This window comes from Bradyrhizobium sp. Ken51 (assembly GCF_055807435.1).
In genome coordinates this window covers 81,677-96,055 of the sequence record NZ_JBVVPB010000001.1, presented here as the reverse complement: position 1 = coordinate 96,055, position 14,379 = coordinate 81,677, and the positions used below count along the sequence as shown (strand labels likewise).

Annotated in this window: 13 protein-coding genes, 1 pseudogene and 1 riboswitch; of the genes and pseudogenes, 9 read left to right on the top strand and 5 right to left on the bottom strand. The window is 66.4% G+C overall.

Features of this window, described 5'->3' with window-relative positions:
• Positions 1-19: 19 nt before the first annotated feature.
• Positions 20-181, top strand: a pseudogene (locus tag AC0L27_RS00445) (POTRA domain-containing protein); the annotation flags it as partial.
• Between the two features lie 264 nt (positions 182-445).
• Positions 446-1,486, top strand: a complete 1,041-nt coding sequence (locus AC0L27_RS00440) for a ShlB/FhaC/HecB family hemolysin secretion/activation protein (RefSeq protein ID WP_473317821.1) — start codon at positions 446-448, stop codon at positions 1,484-1,486.
• An 18-nt stretch (positions 1,487-1,504) separates the two neighbouring features.
• Here the strand turns inward: AC0L27_RS00440 and bluB are convergent, their stop codons facing one another.
• From bluB to cobU, 3 genes are read right to left on the bottom strand one after another with little or no spacing between them, the layout of a single operon-like run.
• A complete protein-coding gene (bluB, locus tag AC0L27_RS00435; RefSeq protein WP_473317820.1) occupies positions 1,505-2,137 on the bottom strand; it encodes a 5,6-dimethylbenzimidazole synthase in 633 nt (210 codons plus the stop codon).
• Between the two features lie 4 nt (positions 2,138-2,141).
• Positions 2,142-2,924, bottom strand: coding sequence for an adenosylcobinamide-GDP ribazoletransferase (cobS, locus tag AC0L27_RS00430; RefSeq protein ID WP_354206575.1), 783 nt, complete (start codon positions 2,922-2,924; stop codon positions 2,142-2,144).
• The gene (cobU, locus tag AC0L27_RS00425; RefSeq protein ID WP_354206573.1) at positions 2,921-3,424 is read right to left on the bottom strand and encodes a bifunctional adenosylcobinamide kinase/adenosylcobinamide-phosphate guanylyltransferase; all 504 of its coding nucleotides are present in this window, start codon (positions 3,422-3,424) and stop codon (positions 2,921-2,923) included. The genes cobS and cobU overlap by 4 nt, the downstream gene beginning before the upstream one ends.
• Positions 3,425-3,545: 121 nt before the next feature.
• Here cobU and cbiB point away from each other — a divergent pair, with 121 nt between their 5' ends.
• Positions 3,546-4,487, top strand: a complete 942-nt coding sequence (cbiB, locus tag AC0L27_RS00420) for an adenosylcobinamide-phosphate synthase CbiB (RefSeq protein ID WP_354254114.1) — start codon at positions 3,546-3,548, stop codon at positions 4,485-4,487.
• Positions 4,488-4,498: 11 nt separating this feature from the next.
• Positions 4,499-5,461, top strand: coding sequence for a threonine-phosphate decarboxylase CobD (gene cobD / locus AC0L27_RS00415; protein WP_473317818.1), 963 nt, complete (start codon positions 4,499-4,501; stop codon positions 5,459-5,461).
• Here the strand turns inward: cobD and AC0L27_RS00410 are convergent.
• Both AC0L27_RS00410 and cobO read right to left on the bottom strand, forming a co-directional pair.
• A complete protein-coding gene (locus AC0L27_RS00410; protein ID WP_354206567.1) occupies positions 5,450-6,898 on the bottom strand; it encodes a cobyric acid synthase in 1,449 nt (482 codons plus the stop codon). The genes cobD and AC0L27_RS00410 overlap by 12 nt on opposite strands.
• Positions 6,899-6,908: 10 nt before the next feature.
• Positions 6,909-7,544: a cob(I)yrinic acid a,c-diamide adenosyltransferase gene (gene cobO / locus AC0L27_RS00405; RefSeq protein ID WP_354206565.1), complete on the bottom strand. Its 636-nt coding sequence runs from the start codon at positions 7,542-7,544 to the stop codon at positions 6,909-6,911.
• A 40-nt stretch (positions 7,545-7,584) separates the two neighbouring features.
• A riboswitch (cobalamin riboswitch) is annotated at positions 7,585-7,802 on the top strand.
• Between the two features lie 95 nt (positions 7,803-7,897).
• On the opposite strand from cobO, the gene AC0L27_RS00400 reads away from it, so the two are divergent.
• From AC0L27_RS00400 to AC0L27_RS00380, 5 genes are read left to right on the top strand one after another with little or no spacing between them, the layout of a single operon-like run.
• A complete protein-coding gene (locus AC0L27_RS00400; RefSeq protein WP_275167611.1) occupies positions 7,898-8,281 on the top strand; it encodes a DUF1636 domain-containing protein in 384 nt (127 codons plus the stop codon).
• Positions 8,278-9,342, top strand: coding sequence for a cobalamin biosynthesis protein CobW (gene cobW, locus AC0L27_RS00395; protein WP_354206562.1), 1,065 nt, complete (start codon positions 8,278-8,280; stop codon positions 9,340-9,342). Before AC0L27_RS00400 ends, cobW begins: the two co-directional genes overlap by 4 nt.
• The gene (gene cobN / locus AC0L27_RS00390) at positions 9,342-12,590 is read left to right on the top strand and encodes a cobaltochelatase subunit CobN (RefSeq protein WP_473317817.1); all 3,249 of its coding nucleotides are present in this window, start codon (positions 9,342-9,344) and stop codon (positions 12,588-12,590) included. The genes cobW and cobN overlap by 1 nt, the downstream gene beginning before the upstream one ends.
• Positions 12,587-13,750, top strand: coding sequence for a precorrin-3B synthase (gene cobG / locus AC0L27_RS00385; RefSeq protein WP_354206558.1), 1,164 nt, complete (start codon positions 12,587-12,589; stop codon positions 13,748-13,750). The genes cobN and cobG overlap by 4 nt, the downstream gene beginning before the upstream one ends.
• Positions 13,750-14,379, top strand: coding sequence for a precorrin-8X methylmutase (locus AC0L27_RS00380; protein ID WP_354206556.1), 630 nt, complete (start codon positions 13,750-13,752; stop codon positions 14,377-14,379). The genes cobG and AC0L27_RS00380 overlap by 1 nt, the downstream gene beginning before the upstream one ends.

Genomic DNA, 14,379 nt, shown 5'->3' with positions numbered 1-14,379 from the left:
GGCGGGCCGAAATTTCCGCCTGCGCAAGGTCGAATTCGACGCTTCCAAGTTCATCACCCCGGCCGAGCTCGACGAGATCGCCAAGAAGTATGTCGGCAAGAACGTCGACATCGCCTCGCTGCTGCAGCTCGTCGCCGACATCAACGCCATCTATACCGAGCGCGGCATCGTCACGGGCATCGCGACGCTGCCCGAGCAGGATGCCAAGGGCGGCATCGTCCGCGTCAAGCTGACCGAAGGCCGGCTGCAGAAGACGACCATCGAGGGCAACAAGCAGACCCGCACCGAATACATCCTTCAGCGCGTGAAGGAGCCTGAAGGCGAGGTTCTCGACGTTCCAAAACTCAATCGCGACGTGATCTGGTTCAACCGAACCAACGACGTGCAGATCAAGGCGCTGCTCCAGCCCGGCACGAGCTTCGGCCTGACCGATCTCCAGTTCGCCGTGATCGAGCCGCTGGTCGATACCTTGCAACTCTTCACCGACAACCAGGGCGCGGAAAACACCGGGCGTTGGGAGGGTGGGGCCTTCTACAAGCGCCACGGCCTGTTCGGCGTCGACGACCGCCTGACCTTCTACGGCGTCCGCTCCGACGGTAATCTCAACGGCAACGTCGCCTACAGCATTCCGGTCAATCCCTGGGGCGGCCGCGCCGGCGTCAGCTATACCGAAGGCAAGATCAAGATCATCCAGGGGCCGTTCGTCGCGCTCGACGTCACCGGACGCTCGAGCCAGGCCGCGGTCAATTTCAGCCAGCCGATCTGGGTCACGCAGAACTGGCTGGTGCTGCTCAACGCCGCGGAGACCGAGGGCAAGACGGTCAGCCGCTTCGCCACGGTCGCCGTGACCCATGATCATTACGACAAGGCCACGGCGGGCCTCTCGGTGACCAATTCCGGCAACACCTATTCGATCACGGTTTCGCCGGCGGTGAACTACATCACATGGCAAGACCACGTGCTGGGCAATAATCGCACGTTCAACACCTATACCGGTTCGATGTTCGCGACCAGCGCCGCGGGCCCGGCGAATTTCAGCACCAATGTGCTGGCGAGCTGGCAGTACACGCAGGAAAAGCTGCTGCCGGGCGACCAGATCTTCTCGATCGGCGGTCCCACCACCGTGCGCGGTTATCCCTCGAACTCGGCGTCCGGTGACAGCGGCTACTACTTCAATGCCGAGCTGCACTACAATTGGTCGCAATGGCTCAGGGGTTTCGACACCTACATCTTCACCGACTGGGGCGCGGTGTATTCGACGTTCCCCGGGATCACCGAGCTGGGCTCGGTCGGCGTCGGCTTCTCCTGGACCTACGCGTCGTTCATGACCTTCGAGGCGAATTACGCGACGCCGCTGAAGATGGCGGTCTCGACCCAGCACCACTACGAAGCCTATGGCCGTATCATTCTCCGGCCGTTGTTGATGTTCCAGAAGCAGGAAACCCCTGCGCCTGTCGCGGCGGTTGCTGGCAGGAGCAGGTCGTAGGCCGTACGGGGCACGCGCTTACCGCCGCAGCGTGAACTCATCCGCGCCGCGGCGCTGCTCCCACTTCGCCTGTTCCAGCTCGGGCCGGTCGCATTCGATTTCCGGATAACCGATGCAGAGATAGGCGATGAAGTTCCAGGTGTCCGGCACGTCGAGAATGGCGTGAATGCGATCCGGATGGAGGATCGATACCCAGCCAAGCCCGATGCCGTCGGCGCGCGCGGCCAGCCACATCGCGGTGATCGCCGCGACCACGGAATATTCCGTCGTCTCCGGCATCGTCGCGCGGCCGAGGCCGTGACCGACATCGCTGGCCTTGTCGGCGAAAACGGCGAGGTGGCCGGGGGCCAGTTCGAGACCCGACAGTTTCAGCGTGGCATAGCGCGCCGCGCGCTCACCGGCATAGGCATTCAGTGCGTCGGCGTTGCACGCTTTGAAGTCGTCGATCACGGCGCGACGCCGTGCAGCGTCATCGACGATGACGAAGCGCCAGGGCTGGCTGAGGCCGACCGAGGGTGAGAGACAGGCTATCTCGATCAGGCGATCGATGGCGCCGTCCGGCAACGGGTCGGTGCGAAAGCGGCGCACGTCACGGCGCCACACGAACAGCTCGCGCAAGTGCTGGCGGAAGGTGTCATCGAACTCGACCATGACGTCAGTGTCCGATCTGGAAAGCTGCGGCAACCAGCAGGATCAGAATCTCGCCCGTCTGCTCGAACGCGCCGAGGATGTCGCCGGTCTGCCCGCCGATCTGGCGGATGGCAAGTCGCGCCAGTATCAGGCCGGCGAGCGAGAGCAGGATCAGGCTCACCAGCGCCTTGCCCGGCCCAAGCGCGAGCACGAGCGCGAGGATCCCAACGGCGAAGGCGATCGCAATGCTGCGGCCCGGCGGTGATCCCGCACTCGCCGACAAGCCGTCAGGTCGCGCAGGTGGAACCTGCGACATGAAGGCCGGCAAGCCCGCGCGGGCAGCAGTATGCGCAGCGCACAGCGCGAGCGCGACGGCCCACGGATTGGCGATCGCCGCGAGCGCGCTCCAGCGCAGGCCGAACGACAGGATCAGCGCGCAGACGCCATAAGTGCCGATCCGGCTGTCGCGCATGATCTCGAGCTTGCGCTCGCGCGTGCGGCCGCCACCGAGCCCGTCGGCAGTATCGGCAAGGCCGTCCTCGTGCAGCGCGCCGGTCATGAGGGCGGTCGCGGCCAGCGCGAGCAGGGCGGCAAGATTCGGTGCCAGACCGAACCGGCTGGCGATCGCATAAACCAAAGCGCCGCTAAGGCCGACCGCCAGCCCTGCAACGGGAAGCGCCCATGCCGCGCGCGCGATGGCCCCGTCGCCGGCTGGCTTCGACGAGGCGACGGGAAGGATCGTCACGAACGATGTCGCGATCCTGAGATCGGCGATGACGTCTCGCAAGAGTTCGTCGCGCGGCATCATTTCAGCTTCATCGGCAGGCCGGCGACGACGAATTCGACCTCGTCGGCAACGGCCGCGATGGCCTGGTTCATGAATCCGGCCGCGTCGCGGAAGCTCCGCGCCAGCGCATTGTCGGGGACGATGCCGAGGCCGACTTCATTGGTGACGAAGACGACGGGGCTCTTCTGGGCGCGCAGGAAGACGGCGAGCTTCATGACTTCGTGATCCCAGTTGCGCTGCGCATGCATCATGTTGGAGAGCCACAGGGTCAGGCAGTCCACCAGTCTAGGCCCGCCGCCATCGGTTTCCATCAGCGCCTGCAGAAGATCGAGCGGTACCTCCCGCTCGATCCAATCGGTTGAGCGTCGTCTGCGATGCTTTTCGATGCGTGCTTCCATTTCCGCGTCGAGCGCCTCGGCCGTCGCGATGTAGACGGGACGGCCCGGAAAGCTGCGTGCGCGTTTTTCCGCATGGGCGCTCTTGCCCGATCGCGCTCCGCCCGTGATCAAGATGACGGCCATAAAGGTCTCCTGTGGGCCTGACTAATCACCAAACGCGGCCAAAGACAAAGCCGAAATCAGGCAGTCGGGGGCTTGCGTTCGGCCTTCGCTTTGCGCAACAGGGGCAAGACAGGAGGCGGGTGTGGGTTTTGCGGGTGCGATGGCGGTGGCGATGGCGGTGGATGTCCTGTTGGGCTGGCCGTCGTGGTTGTTCGCGCGGATCGGCCATCCCGTCACGTGGCTGGGCCGGCTGATCTCTGCCATCGATAACGCCTGGAATCGACCGTCCGATCCGCCGGCATTTCGCCGCGCCGCTGGTCTCGCCGGAGCACTCGTCGTGATCGTGCTCTCCGTCGCGCTCGGCTGGGCAGTTCAATCCTTGCTTCCCTTAGGCTGGATCCAGATCGTGCTGGTCGGCGTCCTGGGCTGGCCGCTGGTCGCCTTGCGTTCGCTGCACGACCACGTTGCTGCCGTCGCAAATCCCATGCGGGCCGGTGACATCGCCGCCGCGCGCGACGCGGTCTCGCGCATCGTCGGCCGCGATCCCGCCGCGCTCGACGAGGCCGGCATCGCCCGCGCGGCGATCGAGAGCCTCGCCGAGAATGCATCCGACGGCATCGTCGCACCGGTGTTCTGGGGCGCGCTGTTCGGTCTGCCCGGCATTTTGGGCTACAAGGCGATCAACACGCTGGACTCCATGATCGGTCACCGCAACGAACGGCACGAAGCCTTCGGCTGGACCGCGGCGCGCATCGACGATGTCGCCAATTTCATTCCGGCGCGGCTGACCGGATTTCTGTTCGTACTGCTGGCGCCACGACGATCGGAGGCGCTGTCGTGCATGACGCGGGATGCACGCCGACATCGATCGCCCAATGCCGGCTGGCCGGAAGCCGCCATGGCGGGTGCGCTTGGTGTGCGGCTCAGCGGTCCGCGATTCTATCACGGGAGCACCACCAACGAGCCATGGTTGAATGAAGCTGCGCGCGATCCGCTTGCCGCCGACATCGATCGAGGATTGACGGTCTACCGCCGCGCTATGCTGCTGCTCGCCGGTGTCCTTGCGATCCTGGCCTTCGCGTGAAAGAACAGCGCATGCGCGAGCACGGTGGAAATCTCGATCAGGCCCAGCAGCGCTTCGGCGGTCGCGCGGAGGACTGGATCGATCTGTCGACCGGGATCAACCGCCTGCCTTATCCCGTGGGCGAGGTGAGCTCGCGCGCATGGAGCGCGTTGCCGTCGCGCGGCGAAATCGAGGCGCTGCATCAGGCGGCGCGGCACGCTTACCGCACGAGCGCGGCGGTTGTCGCGCTCGGCGGCGCACAAGCCGCGATCCAACTGCTGCCGCAACTTGCGCCGCCCGGCCGCGCGCGCATCCTCGCGCCGACGTACAATGAATATGCCGGGGTCCTCTCGGCCGCGGGCTGGGAGGTCCAGGAGGTCGGGGAGCTCGACGCGCTGGCGGGCGCCGACCTCGCGATTGTCGTCAATCCCAACAACCCTGACGGCCGATGCCACACACCAAGGGATTTGCTGGCGCTTCTGCCACGCGTCGGCCGTCTCGTCATCGACGAGAGTTTTGCCGATGTGGCCCCGCAGCTATCGCTTGCATCCGAGGACCGGCCGGGGCTGCTGATTCTGCGCTCCTTCGGAAAGTTTTACGGCCTTGCCGGCCTGCGGCTCGGTTTCGCGCTCGGCAATTCGTCCGACATCGCCAGGATCGCCTCGATGTCGGGGCCTTGGCCGGTCTCGGGAGCGGCGATCGCGATCGGTTGCCGCGCTCTGCATGACGATGCCTGGGCCGAGGCCACGTCCGCGCGGCTCGCGCGAGACTGCGGTCGCCTCGACGGCATGGTGCAGTCGCAAGCTTGGACGGTCACTGGCGGGACGCCGCTGTTTCGTCTCTACGAGACGCCTGACGCGCTTGCCGCGCAGGAGAAGCTGGCGCGTCACCATATCTGGTCGCGCGTGTTCGCGCGAGAGCCGACATGGCTGCGCCTCGGGCTTCCGGGCGGCGAATCCGAATGGACGCGCGTGGCCGAGGCGCTAGCGCGCTAGCGCGAGCAGGCCTTCCACGTCGAGATGGGTTTCGATGTGATCGGCGAGCGCGTCGAGAGCGCTCTCGACCCTTGCGTGATAGGGCTCGTTGCCCGCGGGAATGTCGAGCTTTGCCAAGAACGCCTTGCGGAAATCATCCGACGTGAAGAGGCCGTGCAGATAGCTGCCTTGCACGCGCCCGTCGCGCGAGATCGCGCCTTCCGGTTCGCCGTTCAGCCTTGCGAATGGCCGCGCGCGATCCGGCCCATCGGTGCGGCCGATGTGGATTTCATAGGCCTCAATCGGCTGTTCTGTTGCGGCATGCACGGCCGCAACGCGCGTCAGCGTCTTTTGCGGGCTCATCACCGTCTCGACGTCCAGAAGCCCGAGGCCCGCTGTGTCGCCCGCGAGGCCCTCGATCCCATCGGGATCCGTGACGCTGCGTCCGAGCATCTGATAACCGCCGCAGAGGCCGAGCACATGGCCGCCTCTGCGGTGATGCGCCAGGAGATCGATGTCCCAGCCTTGCGCGCGCAGAAAGGCAAGATCGCCGCGGGTGGATTTCGAGCCGGGGATGATGACGAGGCGCACGTCGCCGGGAATGGCTTCGCCCGGCCGCACCATCACGAGATCGATGCCGGGCTCGAGTTTGAGTGGATCGAGATCGTCGAAATTGGCGATCCGCGACAGCGCGAGACAGGCGATCTTGCATTGGCCGGGCTTGCGCGCATCGCTCAGGCCCAGCGCATCCTCAGCCGGCAACTCGCCGGCGCGCCCGAACCAGGGCAGCACGCCAAAGCCGCGCCATGCGGTCTTCTCTTCGATCAGTCTGTAGCCGTCGTCGAACAGCGTGGGATCGCCACGGAACTTGTTGATGACAAATCCCTGGATCATCGCGGCATCATCGGGGTCGATCACCGTCTGGATGCCGACGAGTTGCGCGATGACCCCGCCGCGGTCGATGTCGCCGACCAGCACGACCGGCACATCGGCTTTGCGCGCAAACCCCATATTGGCGATGTCGGCCTTGCGCAGGTTCACCTCGGCCGGGCTGCCGGCGCCTTCCACCAGCACGAGATCGGCACGCGCCTTCAGCCGTTCGAAGCTCTCCAGCACCGCAGCCATCAATGACGGCTTCATCGCCGCATATTCACGCGCACGCGCGGTCGCAATGCGCTTTCCGTGCACGATCACCTGCGCGCCAACATCCGTCTCCGGCTTCAGCAGCACCGGGTTCATGTCGGTATGCGGCTCGACGCGCGCGGCGAGCGCCTGGAGCGCCTGGGCGCGGCCGATCTCGCCGCCGTCGACGGTGACGGCCGCGTTGTTCGACATATTCTGCGGCTTGAACGGGAGCACGCGCAAGCCGCGACGCACAAAGGCGCGCGCGAGGCCGGCGACGATGAGCGATTTGCCCACGTCCGAGCCGGCCCCCTGGATCATCAATGCGCGCGCCATCGCGAGTTTCTTAGAACTCGACGCCGGCTTGCGCCTTGATGCCGGAGCGGAAGGGATGCTTGACCAGCGTCATCTCGGTGACGAGATCAGCGACCTCGATCAGCTCGTCCTTGGCGTTGCGTCCGGTGAGCACGACATGCGTCATCGGCGGCTTCGAGGTCGTCAGGAATTCGACGACCTCCGCGATGTCTAGATAGTCGTAGCGCAGCGCGATGTTGATCTCGTCGAGCACGACCATGCGGAGATTCTGGTCGAGGATCAGCTCCTTGGCCTTCTCCCAGCCGGCGCGCGCGGCGGCGATATCGCGGGCGCGGTCCTGCGTCTCCCAGGTAAAGCCTTCGCCCATGGCGTGGAACTGGCAGAGGTCGCCGAAATGGCCGGTCAGCATGCGGCGCTCGCCGGTATCCCAGGCACCCTTGATGAACTGCACGACGGCGCAGGGGAAGCCGTGGGCGACACAGCGGACGATCATGCCGAAGGCTGAGGAGGACTTGCCCTTGCCGGCGCCGGTGTGGACGATGATGAGGCCCTTTTCGCCGCTCTTGGTCGCCATGATCTTGTCGCGGGCGACCTTCTTCTTCGCCATTTTGGAGGCGTGGCGGGCGTCGGTTTCGTCGGCCGTCTGGGTATCCGGTTCTGACGTCATCGGACGGGGTCCTTCGGCTTGACAAGAGGCGGTCGGGGGCAAATGGTGGCCCGGCGTTGGTTCCTGTCCTACGACAGGCGAAGAGGGAATGCGATAGGGTCCGAATCGGCAAGATTTGGTTCCAAAATGCAGCCGCCCCCGCGACCGTGACCGGAGAGATGCCCGAAGCCACTGATCCCCTGGGGATCGGGAAGGCGGGGATCGAAGGGGAAACCCTGCTCCGCAAGCCGGGAGACCTGCCAACGCGGACGATTTTGGACCGGCGGACGGGGTGTTCCGCGACGGGGAAACGGGCCTTCGCAAGAACGGTTCGTGGGCCTCTTCGCTTCCCGCTGTTTATTCTGGAAGAAGCGATGACCGTCACACTTCATGTCTGCATCACCTGCCGCGCCGGCCAGACGCTTGGCGAGGGCGAGACGACGCCCGGCAAGCGCCTGCATGGTGCGATCCTCGAGGCCGGCGTGCCCGACGGTGTCAGCGTGGTTCCCGTCGAATGCCTGTCTGCATGCAACCAGGGTTGCTCGGTCGCGCTCAGCGCGCCCGGCCGCTGGTCCTATGTCTATGGCCGTCTGTCGGATGCGAATGCGAGCGACGTGGTCGCGGGCGCCGCGGCCTATGCGGCCGCGTCCGACGGCCTCGTGCCCTGGCGCAGCCGCCCGGAGATCTTCCGCAAGCAGTCGCTTGCCCGCATTCCCCCCATTCTCCCCTTGGCCGTCGTGCCGGAGGCCGCCGAATGAATTCGCTCGCAAAAGTCCCGGTCACGGTCGTCACCGGCTTTCTCGGCTCAGGCAAGACCACGCTGATCCAGCATCTGCTTGCCAATGCCAACGGCAAGAAGCTCGCGGTGCTCGTCAACGAGTTCGGCAGCGAGGGCGTCGATGGCGAGATTCTGAAATCCTGCGCCGATGCGAATTGCCCAGAAGAGAACATCATCGAGCTCGCCAATGGCTGCATCTGCTGCACCGTCGCCGACGATTTCATTCCGACCATGGAGAAGCTGCTGTCGCGGCCGGTGCGGCCCGATCATATCCTGATCGAGACCTCGGGCCTGGCGCTGCCCAAGCCGCTGCTGAAGGCGTTCGACTGGCCGGAGATCCGTTCGCGCATCACGGTCGATGGCGTGATCGCGCTGGCCGACGCCGAAGCTGTCGCTGCCGGCCGTTTCGCGCCGGATCCTGACGCCGTCGAAGCGCAGCGTGCGGCCGATGAAAATCTCGATCACGAGACCCCGCTATCGGAAGTGTTCGAGGACCAGATTGCCTGCGCGGATATCGTGCTGCTGACGAAGGCGGATCTTGCGGGCGCGGCAGGCCTCGAAGCGGCCAAGGCGGCGATCACCGCCGAGATGTCGCGCCGCGTGCCGATGCTGGCGATCACCGACGGTGCGATCGACGCGCGCCTCATCCTCGGCCTCGGTGCTGCCGCCGAGAACGATCTCGCCGCGCGTCCATCGCATCATGACGGCGAGGAGGATCACGAGCACGACGATTTTGCCTCCGTCGTGATTGATCTTCCTGAGGTCACCGATATCGACACGCTGGTTGCATCCGTCCAGCGTCTGGCGCGGGAGCAGAATGTGCTGCGCGTCAAGGGTTACATCGCGGTGGAAGGCAAGCCGATGCGCCTCTTGCTGCAAGCGGTCGGCGAGCGCGTGCGCCACCAGTTCGACAAGCCCTGGGGCGCAGGTGCGAGGCAATCAAAGCTCGTCGTGATCGGCGAGCATGGCGATATCGACGAGGCCGCGATCAGGGCAGGACTTGGTATTTCAGGACTTGGTCTTTCAGGAACTGGAATCTGATGCACGTCGTCTTCCGCGAGAGCCGCGGTCTCGAGGAGACCGCGATACCAAGGGACATCGGCCAGGATCCGGCCGATCTCGTGGTGCTCTCGTATTCGGATTCCGATCTTGCCGCATTCGCGGCCGGCTGGCGCCGTGGTCGCGACAGCCTGCCGTCACTACGGCTCGTCAATCTCGCAGAACTCCGCCATCCGCTCTCGGTCGACACCTATATCGAGCGCACTCTGGCGCAGGCGCGCGGCATCCTCGTGCGTCTGATCGGCGGCGAATCCTATTGGTCGTACGGGCTCGCGGCCCTGCAGCAACTGGCGAAGGAGCGCGGCATCGTGCTGGCCGTGCTGCCGGCGGACGGCCGCGACGACACGCGGCTGGATGCGTATTCGACCCTGCCGGTCTCGACATTGCGGCGGCTCAAGGTGCTCTGCGACACCGGCGGCCCCGTCGCAGCGCAAGCCGCGATCGCGCAGCTTGCGCTGGCCTCTGGCCTTTATGCCGGCCCGGTCATCGGCGAGATGACCGTCCCCGAGATGGGCTTTTATGATCCGGCGCGCGGCGTCATTGCCGCGCCGGCGTCGGGTGAGGGCAGGCCGCGAGCGCTCGTGACCTTCTATCGCTCCTACCTCACCGCCGCGGATACCGGCCCCATCGATGCGATGATCGCGACGCTGCGCGAGCGCGGCTTTGACGCGCATGGTGTGTTCGTCACCTCGCTGAAGGCCCCGGGCGTTGCGGATTGGTTGCGCGGGTATTTCGCGCAAAATCCTCCGGCCGCGATCGTCAATGCGACGGCGTTCTCGGCGATGGGCGACGACGGCACGACGCCGTTCGATGCCGCATCCTGCCCGGTGTTCCAGGTCGCGCTCTCCACGGCACAGCGCGAGGATTGGGCGAGCTCGCTCCGCGGCCTGTCGCCCGGCGACCTTGCGATGCATGTGGTGCTGCCCGAGGTCGACGGCCGCCTGTTTGCGGGCGTGGTGAGCTTCAAATCGGCGGCGATGCGCGATCCCGATTTGCAATTTTCGCATCTGGCACACAGGCCCGATGAGGAGCGCGTGAAGGCCGTCGCCGCGCGCGTAGCGGCCTGGCGTCGCCTCGCCGAGAAGCCGGCCGCCGACAAGCGCATGGCAGTCGTGCTCTCCAACTATCCGGGCCGCCCGCATCAGATCGCGCATGCGGTGGGTCTCGATGCACTGGCCTCGGTCGAGGCCCTGGTGTCCGACCTCGCGAAAGCTGGCTTCGATGTCGATCCGGTCCATGCGCTTGGCGAGACGCTGCTCAAGCGGACCTTGAGCTGGAGCGTTGCCGATTACCGCGCTGCGCTCTCGCACCTTCCGCAAGTGTTGCAGGATGACCTCGCGCAAGCCTGGGGCACGCCGGAAACCGATCCGGGGTGTCGCGACGGCGCGTTCCATTTCGCAGCGATTCCATGTGGCCGGTCGATCATCGCGGTTCAGCCGGAGCGTGGCGATGCGACCACGCGCGATGCCGACTATCACGATCTCGCCCGCACGCCGCGCCATGCCTATGTCGCGTTCTATCTCTGGCTCCGCGAGCAGGGCTGTGATGCGGTCGTGCACATGGGCGCGCACGGCACGCTGGAATGGCTGCCCGGAAAATCCGTGGCGCTGTCGCAGGCGTGCTGGCCGGAAGCCCTGATCGACGAATTGCCCGTCATCTATCCCTTCATTGTCAACGATCCCGGCGAGGCCGCGCAGGCCAAGCGGCGCGTGGGTGCCGTCACGATCGGCCATCTGCCGCCGCAGCTCGCAGCATCAGCGGTGCCGGACGGGCTGCGCAGGCTTGAACAGCTCCTCGACGAGTACTCGACGGCCGATGGCCTCGATCCCGCCCGTCGCCAGCGTCTGATCGCCGCGATCCGCGACGAGGCGCGCGCGGCTGGCCTCGAAGACGATCTCGGCCTCGATGCAGCGGCCGCGCCGGCCGAAGCGATCCCGCGGATCGACCGTTTCGTCTGCGATCTCAAGGAAAGCCAGTTCGGTGACGGCCTGCACGTGTTCGGCCGCGGCGCCTGCGGCGACGCTGAACGTGACGCGCTACGTGCCGCGCTTGCGGGACGCTGCGTCGCGCCGGGGCCGTCGGGCTCGCCCTATCGCGGCCGCCAGGACGTGCTGCCCACGGGACGTAATCTGTTCGCCGTCGATCCGCGCGCGGTGCCGACGCCGTCGGCGCATGCGCAAGGCATCAAGCTCGCGGAAGAATTGCTCCGCCGCCATCTGCAGGATCACGGCGACTGGCCAAAGGGCCTTGTCGTCGATCTCTGGGGCTCGGCGACGATGCGGACCGCGGGCGAAGAGTTTGCCATGGCGCTACATCTGGCCGGCCTCGCACCGCGCTGGGATCACGCATCCGGCCGTGTGACCGGCTACGACATCATCGCGCCGGCCGAGCTTGGCCGGCCCCGCATCGACGTCACGCTGCGTGTCTCGGGCCTGTTTCGCGACGTCTTCTCAGGCCTCGCGCAATTGTTCGAGGCGGCAGCCGAGGCGCTGTCGGGCCGCGAGGACGAGGGCGACGAAAATCCATATCGCCACCGCACATCGCGCGTGTTCGCGCCGCGTCCCGGACAATACGGCGTCGGCCTCTCGGCAATCCCGGACGCCTTCACGCCCGAGACGCGCGACGCCGCCGGCGAAGCGTGGCTCTCGGCATCGTCATGGGCGTTCTCGGCCGATGGCGAGATCAGGCTTGATCGTGCCGGTATCGAGAAGCGGCTCGCATCCGCCGATGCTTTCGTGCACGTGCAGGATTTGCCGGAAACCGATCTTCTGCTCGCGGCCGACTATGCCGCGCATGAGGCCGGCATTGCGGCCGCTGCAGCCCATCTCGGCGCGGCAGGACCATCGCTCTATCATCTCGATGCGACGCGTCCCGAGCAGCCGCATGCGCGTACGCTGACCGAGGAAATCTCCCGTGTCGTCCGCGCGCGCGCGGCCAACCCGGCCTGGATCGCCGGCATGATGCGCCACGGTTTTCGCGGGGCGGCCGAGATCACCGCGACGCTCGAGCACATGGCCGCCTTCGCGCATCTGGCCGGCGCCGTGCCGCCGCATCTGTTCGACCTCTACTACGATGCCACGCTCGGCCATGACGACGTCCGCGCCTTCATGGCCCGTGAAAATCCGGCGGCGCTGGCGGCGATGGAGACGTGTTTCAAGCGCCTGTATGAAGCTTCGCTCTGGCGAACGCGCCGCAATTCGATCGCGGCTGCGCTGCGGGAGGCGTCATGAGCGCTTCCGTGGTCAAGGGCTGGTGTCCCGGCGCGCTGCGCCCGATGCAATCGGGTGACGGGCTCGTGGTCCGCGTGCGTCCTTTCGGCGGACGGCTCGAAGCGGCACAAATCTCCGGATTGGCCCATCTCGCCGAACGCCATGGCAACGGCCTGATCGACGTGACCAGCAGAGCCAATCTCCAGATCAGGGGCGTCAACGAGACCAGCCACAGGCTGCTGCTCGACGGCCTTGCGCAACTGGCGCTGCTCGACCCCGACGCCGACACCGAATCCCGTCGCAACATCCTTGTGACGCCGTTCTGGCGTGCCGGAGACGCAACACAATCGCTCGCTGCCGAACTCGAGGAGGCGCTCGCCGATAGCACGCTCGAACTTCCAACCAAGTTCGGCTTCGCCATCGATGACGGCACTTCACGCGTGCTTGCGGGCGATTCCGCCGACGTGCGGATCGAACGCGATCGTTCCGGCGGACTGCTGGTGCGGGCTGATGGCGACAAACTCGGCCGCGCCGTCGCGCGTGGCGAGGCCGTGACCACCGCTCTCGCATTCGCCGATTGGTTCGTGATCTCAGGCGGCGCCAGGGGCGGGCGGGGGCGGATGGCGGCGCATCTTTCAGCCGGTGCAATCTTGCCGGCGGCCTTGCGCGGCGAGGCCGAGCCGGCGCCGATCATGGCCGCGGCGCGTCCCGGCCTCTATTCGCAAGGTGCGATGGTCGGGGTCGCCTTCGGACAGATGGCGCATGCGACGCTCGACCAGTTCGCCGGTTGCGGACATGCGCTACGCATGACGCCATGGCGGATGGTTTTGAGCGAAGGCAAGCGCGCGATGCCGAGCGCGCCCGGTCTTATCACCGAGGCCTACGACCCTGCGCTGCGCGTGATCGCGTGTAGCGGTGCGCCACGCTGTCGCGAGGCGCATGCCGATACCCGCGGCCTTGCCGCAGCCCTGGCGCCGAACATCGGCGCGGCCGCACGGCTCCACGTCTCCGGCTGTGCCAAGGGTTGCGCCCATTCCGGTCCCGCGGCCATCACTCTGGTCGCGACCGGCGCAGGCTTCGATCTCGTGCGCGGTGGGTCGACACGCGATGAGCCCATCCTGCGGGGACTGAACCGCGAAGACATCGTCAAGGATCCCTCCATCCTGATGGGAGGGCACTGATGCCGCACACGTACGAGACCGACGGCGCGGCGATCTACCGGCAGTCCTTTGCGACCATCCGGGCCGAAGCCGATCTTGCGCGCTTCACGCGGGATGAGGAGCAGGTGGTGGTGCGGATGATCCATGCCGCCGGCATGGTCGGCCTGGAGGCGCATATCCGCTTCACATCAGGCATGGCGGTGGCTGCGCGCGCGGCCTTGCAGAAGGGCGCGCCGATCCTGTGCGACGCGCGCATGGTCTCCGAAGGAATTACGCGCGCGCGGCTTCCCGTCGCCAACGCCGTCATCTGCACCTTGGGCGACGAGACCGTTCCCGCGCTCGCGCAGTCCATGCGCAACACCCGTTCGGCTGCGGCTTTGGAGCTATGGCGCCCGCATCTCGACGGCGCGATCGTGGCGATCGGCAATGCGCCGACTGCGTTGTTTCATCTCCTCAACATGCTGGAGGACCGAGACTGTCCGCGGCCCGCGGCGATCATCGGCTGTCCCGTCGGCTTTGTCGGCGCGGCCGAATCCAAGGCTGCGCTGATGGCCAATCCCCCGGTGCCGGCGCTGACGGTCGAGGGCCGCCTCGGCGGTTCCCCGATCACGGTCGCCGCCGTGAACGCACTGGCGAGCCGGAGCGAATAG

Excerpts from the sequence above, each read along its gene's own strand:
- AC0L27_RS00400 (WP_275167611.1), top strand. The coding sequence starts at position 7,898 with ATGACCGTCACACTTCATGTCTGCATCACCTGCCGCGCCGGCCAGACG.
- AC0L27_RS00380 (WP_354206556.1), top strand. The coding sequence starts at position 13,750 with ATGCCGCACACGTACGAGACCGACGGCGCGGCGATCTACCGGCAGTCC.
- cobW (WP_354206562.1), top strand. The coding sequence starts at position 8,278 with ATGAATTCGCTCGCAAAAGTCCCGGTCACGGTCGTCACCGGCTTTCTC.
- cobO (WP_354206565.1), bottom strand. The coding sequence starts at position 7,544 with ATGACGTCAGAACCGGATACCCAGACGGCCGACGAAACCGACGCCCGC.
- bluB (WP_473317820.1), bottom strand. The coding sequence starts at position 2,137 with ATGGTCGAGTTCGATGACACCTTCCGCCAGCACTTGCGCGAGCTGTTC.
- cobN (WP_473317817.1), top strand. The coding sequence starts at position 9,342 with ATGCACGTCGTCTTCCGCGAGAGCCGCGGTCTCGAGGAGACCGCGATA.
- cobD (WP_473317818.1), top strand. The coding sequence starts at position 4,499 with ATGCGCGAGCACGGTGGAAATCTCGATCAGGCCCAGCAGCGCTTCGGC.
- AC0L27_RS00410 (WP_354206567.1), bottom strand. The coding sequence starts at position 6,898 with ATGGCGCGCGCATTGATGATCCAGGGGGCCGGCTCGGACGTGGGCAAA.
- cobG (WP_354206558.1), top strand. The coding sequence starts at position 12,587 with ATGAGCGCTTCCGTGGTCAAGGGCTGGTGTCCCGGCGCGCTGCGCCCG.
- cobU (WP_354206573.1), bottom strand. The coding sequence starts at position 3,424 with ATGGCCGTCATCTTGATCACGGGCGGAGCGCGATCGGGCAAGAGCGCC.
- cobS (WP_354206575.1), bottom strand. The coding sequence starts at position 2,924 with ATGATGCCGCGCGACGAACTCTTGCGAGACGTCATCGCCGATCTCAGG.